The sequence below is a fragment of the Rhodococcus sp. K11/5 genome (genome assembly GCF_055193735.1).
On the sequence record NZ_CM143721.1, the window covers coordinates 2,620,316 to 2,635,414 of the forward strand.

A 15,099-nucleotide genomic window follows, 5' to 3' on the forward strand; every position below is an offset into this window, starting at 1 on the left:
CAGGTCCGCCGCCGCGCAGTCGCGCTCAGTTCCGCCGCCGCTCAGCCGCGCTCAGTGCCGCCGCCAGGTTGCCGCGCTCCCCGATCTCGACGCGTTCGAGACCGAGCCACAGCGCCATCTCCTCCAGGGCCTGCGCCAGTGCGGGTGCCACACGGTTCTCGGCGTCCGGCCGGTCCACGAACGCTTCGACGAACGCTCCCGGAACCGTCAACACTCCCGTCGACCGATCCGCGCGCAGGTCGACCCGTCCGACGAGGCGGTCGTCGAGAAGGAACGGGAACACGTAGTACCCGTATCTGCGCTTCGGGGCGGGGGTGTAGATCTCGATGCGGTAGTGGAAGTCGAAGATTCGCTCGGTGCGCGCACGGCCGAAGACCAGGGGATCGAACGGGCACAGAAGCGCCGACCCCTCGGTGGCGCGCGGGACCCGCGCGTCTCGGTGCAGGTACATCGCGTCGGGGCGATCACGCACACCGACCTGCACCAGCGTTCCTTCCTCGACGAGATCCGCCACCGCTCGAGAGGTCTGCGCCGCGGAGAGGCGATAGTGATCGCGGAGGTCGACGGCGGTGGCGATGCCCATGGCTCGGGCGGAGTTCGCCACCAGTTCGCGCACGGCGTCCTCCTCCGGCACCCGGCGGGCCACCACCTCCGCGGGCAGAACTCGCTCGACCAGGTCGTACAGCCTGACGAACTGCTCTCGGCGCGCCACGGAGAGCACACCGGTGGCGAACAACTGCTCGCAGACGACCTTCACGTCGGAGTGGTCCCACCACGGTCCCTTGGGTCCCGGACGGTGTCGATCGAGTGCGAGTTCGAGGTCGCGGGCCGAGGACGGACCGCGCTCGGCGACGACCGCGAGCACGTCGTCGACCAGGCGCGGGGAACGTTCGATGACCGACCGGGCTCCACCCCACCGACCGTGGGCGTACGTCTCCATCCGCCACCGCATGAGCGGCCAGTCCTGCACCGGGAGGAACGCGGCCTCGTGCGCCCAGTACTCGACGAGCATGCGGGGCGACCGCGCCGTGTCCGTCCACGCCGCGTCGTCGAGAACGTGGCGGTCGTACGGTCCGATTCGCGCGAACACCGGGGCGTAGTGGGCGCGGACCGCCGCCGACACCGAATCGATCTGCAGCAAGCGGGTGGACCGCAGGACGCCGGCCAACGCCCGGCGTCCGGACGTGGCGGGGCGCGGGACACCGAAGCCCTGCGCCGCGACGGCGATGCGCCGGACGGCGTCGGGCGAGAATTCACGCACGGTCGTCACTGTGTCAGGTCGCGGCGACACGTCGGTGGGCGGCGGTGCGCCGTGCGTGCACCCACCCGGCGTCCACGACCGACGCCACCAGCAGAACTGCGCCGAGTATCCCCGGTGCGGTCAACCGCTCCCCCAGGAACGCGACGGCCAGCACCGTCGCCGTGACCGGTTCGAGCAGCGCGATCACCGCGGCCGTGGACGCACCCGCTCCACGAAGCCCGGCGAAGTAGGCGGAGTAGGCCAACGCCGTCGGTACGACGGCGAACAGGACCACCAGAACGGCACTTCGCCCGGTGACGGGAAAATCGAGGGCGTCGAGTCCGCCGACTGCGGCGACCGCGGTGAGCACCACGGCGCCGACCAGGAAGGCCCACCCCGTCACCGAGGCGGTCGACGATCCGGCGACCGGACGACGATTGATCAGCGTGAGACCGGCGAAGGAAGCGCCCGAGAGCAGAGCCCACACCGATCCCGCCACCGCGTCGGCGCCGACGGCGGGCGAGCCCACCAACAGGGCGAGTCCCGTGACACCGACCGCGACGGTGCGCAGCACGGCGAGCGGTGGGCGCGTGCGCGCGCCCACCGCTTCGACGGCCACGACGAACACCGGTGCGGATCCGATTGTCACCAACGTCGCGGACGCCACCCCCGCACCGGCCGCAGCCGCGAAATAGGTCCCTTGGAACGACGCGGCGAGAACACCGATTGCGGCGACGCGTCGCCAGTGCGTAGCGGATCGCGGTACACGCGCGCCGAGCGCGAGGGACACCGCCACCAGAACGAGCCCGCCGGCACCGAGACGGAGCGCTGCGACCGCAGCGGGCCCGAGCCCGGTCGCGTCGGCCAACGCCGTTCCGAGTACTCCGCCGGTCCCCCACAGCACACCGGCCAGCAGCAGGAGCAGCAGAGAACGCCGAGGGTCGGCGGCTACGCTCGGTGCATGCATCGCTCGACCCTCCTGTCCTGTGCCGCCTCGGTCGTGGTGCTCGCGTCCGCGTGCGGGACGACGGTATCCGGCACGCCCACCGTGGATGCGTTCGTGCCCACCGCGGACAATCCGGATCCGTCCCTGGCGATCGAGGGCATCGAGGTCGTGGACTACCCGCCGGCGTACCACGTCCTACCGAATTATCGTGTGGCGTACGAGTATTCACCCCCGATGGGTGGCCGGCACGATGCCGTGTGGGCGACGTGCACCGGAGTCGTCTACCCGGAGGGCGTCCGGACGGAGAACATGGTGCACTCCCTCGAACACGGTGCCGTGTGGATCGCCTACGACCCCGACGCCCTGGATTCGGACGCCGTCGCGGCCCTCGCCCGCCGCGTCGACGGCGTTCCGTACACCATGATGTCGCCCTACCCGTCGATGAAATCCCCGATCTCGGTGCAGTCGTGGGGACACCGACTCGCCGTGGAGGACGCCGACGATCCGCGCATCGATCGGTTCGTGACCGCACTGCGGCTCAATCCGAACACGTTCCCGGAGCCGGGTGCCACCTGCGCGACGCTGCCGACGAACTTCGACCCCGGCAACCCGCCGCCGTTGGATCCGACCGAGCCCGATCCCGAGTCACCGTTCACCCTGCCGGAATAGACCTCAGGACATGAGGGTCGCGGCGAGGGTCCCACCGAGTTCGGTGGCGGCGTCCCGCGCGGCCGTGTCCACGCGCTTCACCTCGAGCGGGGGTGCTGCGGCCGTGACACCCCAGCCGGTGGTGATCCTGGACAGCGCGGCCACGGCCCCGGTCGTGTCGTCGTTGCCGTAGACGTATGCGCCCCAGGGTTTCCCGGTGACGGCACCCAGGGTCGGGTAGTAGACCGTGTCGAAGAAGTGTTTCAGCGCGCCGGAGATGTAGCCGAAGTTCGCCGGGGTTCCGAACAGGAACCCGTCGGCGGCCAGTACGTCCGACACCGACGCACCGAGCGCGGGGCGGACCCTCACGTCGACGTCGGTGATCTCGGGATCGCGGGCTCCGGAGAGAAGCGCGTCCAGCAGGTCGTGCATCGGCGGAGACACCGTGTGGTGCACCACCAGCAGGACCGCGGTCACGAACTCTCGAGTCGCTCGAGTTCCACGGCGCGCTTCATCGCGGCGCGTGCCCGGGTGCGGTCCCCGGCGTAGTCGTACGCCCGCGCCAGCCGGTAGGAACAGCGCCAGTTGTCCGGGTCCTGCTCCCACTCCGCCTTGACGACGGCGAACAACTCGTCGGCCGCGCCGCGCTCGATGCGTCCCGACGGGGTGCGGGGCAGAGCGTCCACGTCGAGCTGGCGGCCCTCCTCCTCCATGCGCCAGGACAGGTGTTGGTGCCGAAAGCCGGCCTGCAGCGTCGTGGCGACGATCCAGAGGCCGAGCACGGGGAGGATCAGAACGCCGATCCCGAGACCGATGCTGGGTATCGTGCCGACCTGGATCAGCGCGACGCCTCGGCCACCGAGGAGGACGAAGTAGACCCCGAGCACCACGACCAGAACCGCGATGGTGGCGACCACCCGTGTGTTCTTCGACATGATCTACAGGTCCATCAGGGGTTCGATACCGATGGTGAGGCCGGGCCTCGACGCGATCGATCGGACGCCGAGCATCACGCCGGGGGTGAACGAGGTGCGGTCCAGCGAGTCGTGTCGGATGGTCAGGGTCTCGCCCTGCGTACCCAACAGAACCTCCTGGTGGGCGACGAGACCGGCGAGCCGAACGGAGTGCACCCGTACACCGTCGACGTCGGCGCCGCGGGCGCCCTGCAGTTCCGTACTCGTCGCGTCGGGACCGGATCCCACACCCGCCGCCGCACGGGCCTCGGCGATGAGAGCCGCGGTGCGGTAGGCGGTGCCGGACGGCGCGTCGGCCTTGCCGGGGTGGTGCAGCTCGATGACCTCGACGGAGTCGAAGAAGCGCGCCGCCTGCTGCGCGAACTTCATCGACAGCACGGCACCGATCGCGAAGTTCGGGGCGATCAGCACGCCGGTCTCCGGCGAGCCCGCCAACCAGCCGCGCACGGTGTCGAGGCGGGACTCGTCGAAGCCGGTGGTGCCGACGACGGCGTGGATACCGGCGCCGATCAGGTACTCGAGGCTGTCCATCACCACGTCGGGGTGGGTGAAGTCGACGACCACCTCGGCACCCTGTTCGGCGAGCATCTCGATGCTGTCGTCCTTGTCCACCCGCGCGACGAGTTCGGTGTCGGGGGCAGCGGTCACCGCGTCGCACACGGCCTGTCCCACCTTGCCCGCAGCGCCGAGAACTCCGACGCGAATTGCCTCTGCCACGTGACTGGTACCTCGTGTTCGATCGGGTGTACGTACCGGTCGATCCTAGTGGGGTGCCGACTCCGGGCCCATCACGGTGCGGGGAACTCGATGACCTGGCGAATCGCACGCCCGTCGGCCAGTTCGTCCATCCCCGCGTTGATGTCCTCGAGCGCGATGGTGGACGACACGAGCCGCTCCACGGGGAAGTTGCCCTCTCGCCACATGCGCTCGTAGATCGGAATGTCCCGCGAGGGCACGGCGGAGCCGAGGTAGCTTCCGACGATGGTGCGCGCCTCGGCGACCAGTTGCAGCGGCGACACCGAGATACGGGCGTCCGGCGACGGCAGTCCGACGGTGACGGTGGTTCCACCCGGCGTCGTCGCGGCGATCGCGGTCTCGAGCGCGCGCGCGTTCCCGGCCGCCTCGATGACCACCGCGGCGCGAATACCTTTTTCCGCCAACTCCTGTGGGGTGTGGACGGCGGTCGCGCCGAGTTCGGTCGCCGTCGTCAGTTTCTCCGGTACGGAGTCCACACCGATCACGTCCCCGAGGCCCAGCGATGCGGCCGTGAGGATCGCGGCCATGCCCACACCGCCGAGTCCGACCACCATGATGGCGTCACCGGGTCCCGGCGAGACCGCGTTGAGCACGGCGCCACCCCCGGTGAGGACCGCACATCCCAGCACCGCGGCGACGGCGGGCGGAACGTCGGAACCCACGGCCACGACCGAACGCCGGTCGACCACCGAGTACGTCGCGAAACCGGAGACCCCGAGGTGGTGCTTGACCACGTCGCCACCCCGACGCAGTCGCGTCCCGCCGCCCAGGAGAGCGCCCTCGTTGTTCGACGCACTACCGGGCAGGCAGGGCGTGCGCCCGTCCGATCGGCACCCCGCGCACTCCCCGCACCGCGGCAGGAAGGTCATGACCACGCGGGTGCCGATCTCGAGGTCGTCCACGCCGTCACCGAGTTCGGTGACGATGCCGGCGGCTTCGTGGCCGAGCAGCATCGGCACCGGCCGAACTCGGTTGCCGTCGACGACGGACAGATCCGAGTGGCACAGGCCCGCCGCCTCGATGCGCACCAGGATCTCCCCCGGCCCCGGCGGATCGAGTTCGAGGTCGCTGACGGTGATGGGGTGCGAGTGCGCGAACGGCCGCTCGCGTCCGACCTCTTCGAGCACGGCTCCGCGAATCTTCATCCCGCCACGTTAACCCGACGGTGGCGGTGGGGGCGTCGGTAGCCGCGGATTGAGCAGGTGCGCAACCAGAGCCGTCCATCCGGTCTGATGACTGGCGCCGAGCCCCTCCCCGGTGTCCCCGTCGAAGTACTCGTTGAAGGTGGGGTGCTCCGACCACAGCGGGTCGTCACTGGACTCGATGCGGTCCCCGTCCGCCGGCCGCCGACCGTCCGAGAAGCGGAAGAGGTCGGTCAGCCCGGTCTCGATGATCGCCGCCGCCTCCACCAGGGTGCAGGCATTCCCCGATCCGGTGGGAATCTCGATGGTGAAGGTGTCGCCGAAGTACCGGCCGTAGGTACGCAGCTTGTCGGCGAGCAGCACGTTCACCGGGAACCACACCGGCCCACGCCAATTCGAGTTCCCCCCGAACATACTGGTGCGCGACTCCCCCGGTTCGTACTCGATGGAGAGCGAGCGACCGTCGACGTCCATGGTGATGCCGTCCCGATACGACGCCGACAACGAGCGAATCCCGAACGAGGACAGGAACTCCTCCGTGTCGAACATGCGCTCGAGAATGCGTCGCAACTTCTCGGGGTCCACCAGGGCGAGCAGCATCCGGAGCGTCCCGTTGTCGTTGCGCGCCATCATCGGACTGACCAGATCCGGCCGGCGGTGCTGCAGCCAACGCAGGCGCGAGATGAGATCGGGGCACTCCCCGGGCACCCACGACGGAATCTCGGTGGCACCCAGAATGGGCAGCAGTCCCACCATCGACCGCACCCGCATCGGCACCGCTTCTCCGTGCGGCGAGGCGAGGACGTCGTAGAAGAACCCGTCCTCCTCGTTCCACAGCGACAGCTGCGCGGAGCCGAACGATCCGATGGCCTGCGCGATCGAGAGGAAGTGCGCGAAGAACTTGGTCGCGACGTCGTCCCAGGCCGAGTCGTAGCGCGCGAGTTCGAGCGCAATCTTGAGCATCTGCTGGCAGTAGAACGCCATCCAGCTGGTCGCATCGGACTGCTCCAGCCGGAAACCCGGCGGCAGCGGCTCGGACCGGTTGAACAGACCGATGTTGTCCATCCCCAGGAACCCGCCCTCGAAGATGTTGGACCCGCCGGAGTCCTTGCGGTTCACCCACCAGGAGAAGTTCAGCAGCAGCTTCGTGAAGACGCGGACCAGGAACTCACGATCGCGGTGACCGTCGATGCGGTAGACCTGCCATACCGCCCACGCGTGCACGGGTGGGTTGACGTCGCCGAACTCCCACTCGTACGCGGGCAGTTGGCCGTTGGGGTGCATCGCCCACTCCCGGCACATCAGGACCAGCTGCTCCTTGGCGAAGTCGGGATCCACGTGCGCGAGCGGAATGGTGTGGAAGGCGAGGTCCCACGCCGCGAACCACGGGTACTCCCACTCGTCCGGCATGGACACGACATCGGCGAGCGAGAAGTGCGACCATGCGTGGTTGCGGGCGGTCGACGACGAGCGCGAATCCGGGGCCGGTTCACCGACCGGGTCGCCCTCCACCCACTCGCGTACGTCGTAGCGGTACAACTGTTTGCACCACAGCAGGCCCGCGTACGCCCGCCGCGCGACGTGCCTGTCGGCAACGTTCAGATCGGGCCCGATGACGTGCCGATAGAACTCGTCGGCGTCGGACTCGCGATCGGCGAGGACCGCGTCGAACCCGGGGCCGAAGGTCTGCGAGTCGGGAGCTGTCGTCGTCAGCCGCAACCGAATTCGACGCGTCTCGCCGGGAGCGACGTCGTCGAGGTGATACCAGAACGCAGCCTTGGTTCCGGTGTTCGCCGGATTCACCGCGTCGATCTCACCGCGCACCACGCGTCGGTCGATGCCGTCCTTCGGGTAGTGCGTCCGGTTCTCGGTCGCGCCGAAGAGCTCGACGGCGTTGGTCTCGTTGTCACAGAACAACGTCTGCGGCGTGCCCTCCGCCGCGAGGTGGTAGCGGCCGAGAAAGCCGTGCTCCGCACGAACGACGGCCAGGCTTCCGGGGAGAGTCCGGTCCGTCAGGTCGACGATCTCGCCACCCCGATCGTCGCGTCCCCAGGCCCACGTGTTGCGCAACCACAGGTGCGGCAACACGTCGACGGAGGCCGACTCGGGGCCGTGGTTGGTGACGTCGACGACGATGCACACGTCGTCCGGTGACGCCTTGGCGTAGGTCATCGTGACGTCGAAGAATCGGTTCTGGTCGAGGATGCCGGTGTCGGCGAGCTCGAATTCCCGGTCGAGTCGACCCCGTGCGGCACTCGCCTCCCGCAGACCCTCGTACGGATACTCCGCGTGCGGATAGCGATAGAGCCATTTCATCCAGCTGTGCGACGGGGTGCCGTCGAGCGCCCACCAGTACTCCTTGGCGTCCTCGCCGTGATTGCCCTCGCCGTTGGTCAAACCGAACAGTCGTTCCTTGAGAATGGGATCGCGCCGATTCCACAGTGCCACCGAGAAATTGAGGAAACCGAAGCGGTCGCAGATCCCGCCCAGTCCGTCCTCGCCCCAGCGATAGGCGCGCGACCGCGCGTGATCGAACGGGAACGATTCCCAGGCGTTACCGTCCCCCGAGTAGTCCTCGCGCACGGTTCCCCACTGCCGTCCGGCGAGGTAGGGGCCCCAGGTGCGCCAGGCACCCGACACTCCCGGAGACTCGGCGAGCCGGGTGTGCTCGACGGTCGGCGCGTGCGGGCTGACGGACTGGGGTGTTCCGGACGCTGTCACCGCCACAGTGTGCCCCGCGTCAGCGCGTCGCGCAGCCTCCGGAGGGGGTCGGCCCGGCGGCCACGCCGCGTTCGAGTTGTTCGGCCACACCGATGACGAACGGTTCTCGCAACAGTTCGGTGTGCGACCCCGGCACGTCCAGAATCTCGAGCGACCCGGTGGCGATCCGGCGCCACACCCGCTCGTCCTGAGGGTTCTCCGCCGTGCGCAGAACCGTGACGGGGCCGGAGTAGGGCCGCGGTGTGTGTCGACGCAACGCCTGCAAGCCTTTGTTGTAGAACAACATCCACTGCGTGAGCGGTGAGAAGACGACGTACCCGGCGACCAGCATCTGCAGCCGGATGCGCACGATGGCGGCGAGACCGAGCCGCAGCTTTCCCTCGTCGCTGATCGCATTCAGGGCGTCGGCGTCCGGGGCGACCTCGGCGCCGTCCACCCCTGCGACGAGCTCTCCGGTGAGGCGAGTGTCGAGCACGAGCACGTGCGCGTCGCCGGCGCCGAGTTCGCGGAGGCGCGCGGCCATCTCGAGGGCGACGACACCGCCCATCGAGTGTCCGGCCAGCAGGTACGGTCCCTCCGGTTGCACGCGACGAACGTGTGCGAGGTAGCGATCCGCCGCGGCCCGTACCGTTCGGTCCGGGCGAGCGCGCGATTCCAGCCCACGTGCCTGCAGGCCGTAGACCGGTCGGTCCGGATCGACGTGACGCACGAGTGGCAGCAAGGACACCGCCGGCGCCCCGGCGCCGGTCACCACGAACAGCGGGACCCCTCGACCCTCCGTTCGCAGCGGCACCAGTTCCGAGGTGTCCGGCCGCGATCTCACCCCCTCCCGGGTGGCCTCGTCGATCATCGCCGCCAGCGTGGCCATGGTGGGGCCCTCCGCGAGACGGACGAGGTCGAGCTCCACGTGGAACCGCTCGCGCACCCGCGTGGCCATCGAGACGAACCCGAGCGAATCGATTCCCGCCGCGACCAGATCGTCGTGCACCGCGACCGCGCGCCCGTTCAGGACGGTCGCCACGATGTCGGACACCGCCACCATGGTCAGCGACGACGACGTCCCGGCCCGAGACCGTGCCGGGGCGGCCGGGTCCGGAAGCGCGCCGCGGTCGACCTTGCCGCGCACGGTGCGCGGCAGGCGGTCCATGCCCATCACGTACCGGGGAATCATCCACTGCGGCAATCGATCCGCGGCGTGGTGCCGGACCCTCGCCGCGAGGTCGTCGGTCCCCGAACCGTCCGTCGCGAGATACGCCACGAGTTCGGTGCGTCCGTCCGTCTCGACGGCGCCGACGTAGGCGTCGACCACGGTCGGCAGACCCAGCAGCACGGCCGTGACCTCCGCCGGCTCGACGAGATAGCCGCGAATCTTCACGGCGTCGTCCAGCCGGCCGAGCACGGTCAGCGTTCCGGAATCGTCGAGGCGGCCGAGATCGCCGGTCCGATACCGCGCCGCGCCCGACGGGTCCGTTCCGAAGCGATCCGAGGATCGGCCCAGGTAACCGGTGGCGTGGCGACCGCCGATCACCACGACCTCGCCCTCCGATCGGGCAGGCCGGGGCAGACCGTCATCGCCGACGATCTCGATCGACCGTCCGGGCACGGGCCGCCCGGCAGGGAGAAAACCGTCCGGCAGGGGATCCTCGGGGGCGTACTGCGCGCGTGCGACTACTCCGCACTCGGTGACGGCGAACCAGTTGACGTACGTGGCTGCGGGAGCGAGCCGTTCGCGCGACCGGACGACGTCGGACGCGTGGGCCGGCTCGCCGTACGTGACCACGGCGCGCACGCTGTCGATCACCTCGGCCGATCCGTCACGCGGCACGGCACCGCGCAGGAACGACACCGAGCTGTGCACCGTCGTCACGCGGTGCGCACGAAGGATCTCGACGGTCGCCGCGACGTCCCCGCGGCGCGGGTCGCACAGGACCACCGTCGCTCCGGAGAGCAGGCCCGCGAGCAGCGTGGTCATACCGGCGCCGAACGAGATCGGAAGGACGTTCCCCACCACGTCCGAGCTCGTCAACCCGAGTGCCGCGACCACGTCCGCGGCCTTGTCCGACACACCCGCACGGTCGAAGACGATGCCCTTCGGATCGCCGGTGGAACCCGAGGTGAAGCAGATGACGGCGGGGCCGTCTCCCTCCGGCGGCAGCGCGAGCGTCGGCGACCCGGCCACTGTCGGATCGATCGGAACGGCTCCGGCTGCTCGCACCATGCGGTCGCGCCGAGTCGGGGGCAGATTCTCGTCCAGCGCCACCAGCGGGTGACCCGACGCGAGAACCGCGATCATCTCGACCACGGAGTCGACCGACCCGTCCGCGATCACGGACAACGGGACCGGTCCCCGGCCGGTGGTGTCTCGGTGAGCGTGGTGCAGCGCAGCTCCCAACCGAGCGGAACGGGCGATCAGGCGATCGAAGGTGATCGCGTCGCCGTCGCCGACGACAGCGGTGGCACCGGGATCACGGCGGGCGACGCGAGACAGTTCGGCGAACAGACCCGTCGACGGCGAGCTCCGCCGGGCACGCCGCACCTCCGCCGGGTGCACAGGCGCTCGGGCCGCCGTCCCGACGGACTCTGCCGAGAGATGATCGAGTGACATACCGGAACACCGCCGAGGGTTGCGTGGACGGTCGTCGTGACCGCTTCGTTCCGTCAAACATACTGCAAGATTGTTTGTGCGACCTGAAAAGGGCGATATTCCATTCGAGCGAATGGTGTCGACGGTGTGCGGTCGACCGACTGCCGTCAGACTCCGTCGTACCCGAGACGTCGGCTGACCTCGACGGCCGCGCGTCGGGTGTCCGCGGCCACCTCGGCGAACCGGTCCGGATGCAGTCGGTAGGAGGGGCCGGACACACTCAGCGCCGACACGATACGGCCGGTGTGGTCGCGTACCGGTGCGGCGACGGCGTTCAGACCGATCTCGAGTTCCTCGTTCACGCTGGCCCACCCCCGTTCCCGCGTGGTGTCGAGGTGCTCCTCGAGCCGGGTCAGCGTCGTGATCGTGGTGTCGGTGAAGGACTCGAGACGGCGGGGAAGCCGCCGCCGCAGATCGTCCCGGTCCAGTCCGCTCAGCAGAACCTTGCCGCTGGAGGTGGCGTGCGCGGGACTCGACTGTCCCACCCACGTGCGCAGCGAGACCTCGGATTCGGACCTCGCCTTCACCAGGTTGACGGCGCGGTCGTCGTCGAGGACCGACAGATTCGTCGTCTCGCCCACCGTGTCGGCGAGCGCGTCGCACACGGACTGACCCGCTTTCGTCAGGTCCCGCTCCGACGCGGCAGAGGCGGCGAGCCGTACGACGGCGAAGCCGAGACGGTACTTCCCGCGCTCCTCGATCTGCTCGACGTACCCCCGCGCATCGAGGACTCCGACGAGCCGGGACACCGTGGACTTGTGCACGCCCAACTCGTCGGCGATGGCCGTCACTCCGGCGCTGCCGTGCCGGGCGATGATCTCGAGCACCTGCAGGGCCCGGTCCACGGACTGCACCGCGGCACCCGATCTGGACGTGGACGGCTCGCTCGGGTCGGTCATGATGAGCCGATCCTATCCGCCACCCCGGATGGAGTACGCGGGCGTCGTCACCGACCTCGGATGAGGTCGGCGCACCGCTCCGCCATCGTCATCACGGTGATGTTGGGGTTGACGGCGGGCAGTTTGGGCATCGCCGAGGCGTCGACCACCCGGAGGTTCCGCACACCCTTCACCCGGAGCTCGGGATCGAGCACGGCCATCGCGTCGTCCGGCGCGCCCATCTTCGCCGTGCCGGCCGGGTGGTAGACGGTGTTGTGCGTCTTGTGGACGTAGTCGAGCAGATCGTCGTCGGTGACCGCGTCGGGGCCGGGCGCGAGTTCGCGCGCGATCCAGTCCTTCAACTGCGGCTGATCGGCGATGCGGCGGGCCAGCTTCAGACCCGCCAGCATGACTCGGTCGTCGTGTCCGTCCGGGTCCGTGAAGTACCTCGGATCGACTTTGGCGCGGTCACGGAAATCGGGCGAGCGCAGTTGCACCGTGCCCCGCGAGCGGCCCTGGGTCACGTTGGGGGTCAGGCAGAATCCGTTCTCGGTGGTCGGATATCCCCACCGCAACGTGTTCATGTCGAACGGCACGCTGCCGTAGTGCATCATCACGTCGGGATAGGACAGGCCCGCCTCCGTCGTGGCGAACAGGCCGATCTCCCACCACTGCGAGGATTGCGTCACCATCGGCTTCGACGCTTCCCAGAACACCAGCCCCTCGACGTGATCGTCGAGGTTGGCACCGACGCCGGCCGAGTCGACCACCACCTCGATGCCCATCTCACGCAGATGCACCGACGGTCCGATCCCCGAGAGCATCAACAGCTTCGGGGTGTCGATGGCGCCCGCGGTGATCACGACCTCACGGCGTGCGGAGACCGTGTCGTGGCCCGTGAGATCGGGACGCTGGTACCGAACCCCCGTGGCCGTCTTCGACTCGTCGATCACGATCTCGCTGACCCAGCATCCGGTGCGGACCTCGAGGTTGGGCCGCGTGTCCATGATGGGGTGCAGGTACGCGTGCGAGGTGGACATGCGCAGACCGTCGTCCGAGGAATTGATCTGGAACCATCCCGCCCCGTTCAGGACGGTTTCACCGCGATTGAACTGGACGGTCGGAAGACCCTCGGCCGCAGCGGATTCCAATACGGCGGCTCCGCAGGGATCGAGCGGCGGTACGTCCCGCAGGGTCACCGGGCCGGTCACCCGGTCGACGTACGGCAGTACGTTCTCGGCGTTCCATCCGGTGGCGCCCATGGCCTCCCAGTCGTCGAGCACGCCGGCGGGCGGATGGAAGGCGATGCAGGAGTTGTGGGACGAGCACCCGCCCAACACCTTCGCGCGCGCGTGGCGCATGAAGCTGTTTCCGCGTTCCTGGGGCTCCACCGGGTAGTCCCAGTCGTATCCGGAATCGAGCAGGTGCATCCAGCGGTCGAGCACCAGGATGTCGTCGTTGCCGACGTCGGTCGGCCCGGCTTCGACGAGACACACGGTGACGGAGGGATCTTCGCTCAACCGCGCGGCCAGAACGCAACCCGCGGTTCCGCCGCCGGCGATGACGTAGTCGAAAACACTGTCGGTCATACGGTGCCGTCCTTGATCGGGTCGGTCTGGATCGCGTCGTCGCTCGACGCGGCTGCATGCGATTTCAGGGTACCGATGTGCCCACGGCCGACCGTGAAATACCACAGGTACCCCAGTCCGAGGATGACGCCGATGTAGACGAACGCACCCCAGGTGTTGTACCACGGTGTGCCGTAGACGGATTCGCGCGGCCAGGCCAGGTTCAGGGCCATCGCCGCACCCCACACCACGGCGAAGATGTTCACCGGCAGACCCCAGCGCCCCATCGTGAAGTAGCCGCCCTCCTTCAGGTCCTTCGGTGGCCACTCTCCCTTCAGACGCTTCTTCAGCAACGGTGCGGTCACCATCAGATAGGCCAGGTAGATCATGATGATCGCGATCGAGGTGAGCACGGTGAAGATCTTCGGCTGGCCGACGTTGATCACCAGGATCAGGATCGACAGCAGACCGATCACCACCGCGGGCACCACGGGCGTCTGGTACTTGGGGTGCACCGTGGCCAGCCGTTCGCCGAAAGGCAGCGCGTTGTCCCGCGCCATGGCGAACGTCAGGCGAATCGCGGCGGTGTGGACGGCCAGCGAGCACACGGTGACGGCGATCAGAATGCAGATCAGGAACACCGTGCCGAGCGGTCCCGACAGCACCGAGGTGACGATGCTCTGCAGACCGCCCTGCGGCGTCCCGAGCTCGGGATCGTCCAGATCGGGCGCCGCCATCACCGCGAACACCAGAATCGCACCACCGATGACGAACGACGCCAGGATGGCTCGTGCAATGGCCTTGGGGGCGGTCCGGCGGGGCTCGACCGTTTCCTCGCCGAGCGAACTCGCGGTGTCGAAGCCGTACATCACGTACCCCGACGCGAGCGACGCCACGAGAAAGGCGCCGAGGAATCCGCTGCTCTCCCCCGCTCCGTACCCGTTGGAGGAGAAGAAGATGTCCGGTGCACGCTGGATGTTGAACGCCAGGATGAACGCGATCAACACGGCCGCGATGAGCTCGATGAAGACGCCCGCACTGTTGATACGTGCCATCAACCGGATACCGGCGGCGTTCACGACGGTGGTGAACACGATCATGATCGTGCCGAGAACCACGGCGTTGGTGGCGTAGTCGAATTCGCCGGTGCCGTCACCGATCAGCTGAAAACCCGACCACAGCCGGGGCAGGTTCACCTGGAGAGCCAGCACCACCGCGGACAGGGTCACGATCGACGCGGTCAGCATCAGCCATCCGGACGTCCACCCGACGATGCGGCTGCCGAGCAGCTTGGCCCAGTTGTAGACCGACCCCGCCACCGGGTACTTGGCGGCGAGTTCCATGAAGCAGAGCGCCACGGCCATCTGCCCGACGAACACGATGGGCCAGGACCACAGGTACGCGGGACCGGCTGAGCCGAACCCGAAGTAGAACAACTGGAACGTGCCGGTGAGGATCGAGATGTAGCTGACCCCGGCGGCGAAGCTGGCGAACTTGCCGAGACTGCGATCGAGGGACTGCTTGTAGCCGAAGTCGTCGAGTCCGCCGTTCTGGTCGTTCTGGGTGACTGTCATGGGTGCGG

Annotated in this window: 12 protein-coding genes; 1 reads left to right on the forward strand and 11 read right to left on the reverse strand. The window is 68.7% G+C overall.

The window, feature by feature from the left end:
* Positions 1–25 precede the first annotated feature (25 nt).
* Together ACY466_RS12380 and ACY466_RS12385 are read right to left on the reverse strand one after the other, a co-directional pair.
* Positions 26–1,261 carry a winged helix-turn-helix domain-containing protein gene (locus ACY466_RS12380; RefSeq protein ID WP_463245679.1) on the reverse strand — a complete coding sequence of 412 codons (1,236 nt, stop codon included), beginning with the start codon at positions 1,259–1,261 and terminating at the stop codon, positions 26–28.
* A gap of 13 nt (positions 1,262–1,274) precedes the next feature.
* Positions 1,275–2,207 carry a DMT family transporter gene (locus ACY466_RS12385; protein ID WP_463245680.1) on the reverse strand — a complete coding sequence of 311 codons (933 nt, stop codon included), beginning with the start codon at positions 2,205–2,207 and terminating at the stop codon, positions 1,275–1,277.
* Between ACY466_RS12385 and ACY466_RS12390 the strand changes: the two genes are divergently transcribed.
* A complete protein-coding gene (locus ACY466_RS12390) occupies positions 2,202–2,855 on the forward strand; it encodes a DUF3105 domain-containing protein (RefSeq protein ID WP_463245681.1) in 654 nt (217 codons plus the stop codon). The two genes, ACY466_RS12385 and ACY466_RS12390, sit on opposite strands and share 6 nt — an antisense overlap.
* A 3-nt stretch (positions 2,856–2,858) precedes the next feature.
* Here the strand turns inward: ACY466_RS12390 and ACY466_RS12395 are convergent, their stop codons facing one another.
* From ACY466_RS12395 to ACY466_RS12435, 9 genes are all read right to left on the reverse strand, one after another.
* A complete protein-coding gene (locus tag ACY466_RS12395; RefSeq protein ID WP_463245682.1) occupies positions 2,859–3,311 on the reverse strand; it encodes a flavodoxin family protein in 453 nt (150 codons plus the stop codon).
* Positions 3,308–3,769 carry a hypothetical protein gene (locus tag ACY466_RS12400; RefSeq protein ID WP_463245683.1) on the reverse strand — a complete coding sequence of 154 codons (462 nt, stop codon included), beginning with the start codon at positions 3,767–3,769 and terminating at the stop codon, positions 3,308–3,310. Before ACY466_RS12400 ends, ACY466_RS12395 begins: the two co-directional genes overlap by 4 nt.
* A gap of 3 nt (positions 3,770–3,772) precedes the next feature.
* Positions 3,773–4,525, reverse strand: coding sequence for a 4-hydroxy-tetrahydrodipicolinate reductase (gene dapB / locus ACY466_RS12405; RefSeq protein ID WP_463245684.1), 753 nt, complete (start codon positions 4,523–4,525; stop codon positions 3,773–3,775).
* Positions 4,526–4,596: 71 nt separating this feature from the next.
* Complete coding sequence (locus tag ACY466_RS12410) at positions 4,597–5,709, reverse strand: alcohol dehydrogenase catalytic domain-containing protein (RefSeq protein WP_463245685.1); 1,113 nt, start codon at positions 5,707–5,709, stop codon at positions 4,597–4,599.
* A 9-nt stretch (positions 5,710–5,718) separates the two neighbouring features.
* Positions 5,719–8,427 carry an MGH1-like glycoside hydrolase domain-containing protein gene (locus tag ACY466_RS12415; protein WP_463245686.1) on the reverse strand — a complete coding sequence of 903 codons (2,709 nt, stop codon included), beginning with the start codon at positions 8,425–8,427 and terminating at the stop codon, positions 5,719–5,721.
* A gap of 19 nt (positions 8,428–8,446) precedes the next feature.
* The gene (locus tag ACY466_RS12420) at positions 8,447–11,032 is read right to left on the reverse strand and encodes an alpha/beta fold hydrolase (protein ID WP_463245687.1); all 2,586 of its coding nucleotides are present in this window, start codon (positions 11,030–11,032) and stop codon (positions 8,447–8,449) included.
* A 146-nt stretch (positions 11,033–11,178) separates the two neighbouring features.
* Complete coding sequence (locus tag ACY466_RS12425) at positions 11,179–11,970, reverse strand: IclR family transcriptional regulator (protein ID WP_463245688.1); 792 nt, start codon at positions 11,968–11,970, stop codon at positions 11,179–11,181.
* A gap of 47 nt (positions 11,971–12,017) precedes the next feature.
* Positions 12,018–13,538: a GMC family oxidoreductase gene (locus ACY466_RS12430; protein WP_463245689.1), complete on the reverse strand. Its 1,521-nt coding sequence runs from the start codon at positions 13,536–13,538 to the stop codon at positions 12,018–12,020.
* A complete protein-coding gene (locus ACY466_RS12435) occupies positions 13,535–15,091 on the reverse strand; it encodes an APC family permease (protein ID WP_463245690.1) in 1,557 nt (518 codons plus the stop codon). The genes ACY466_RS12430 and ACY466_RS12435 overlap by 4 nt, the downstream gene beginning before the upstream one ends.
* Positions 15,092–15,099: the final 8 nt, after the last annotated feature.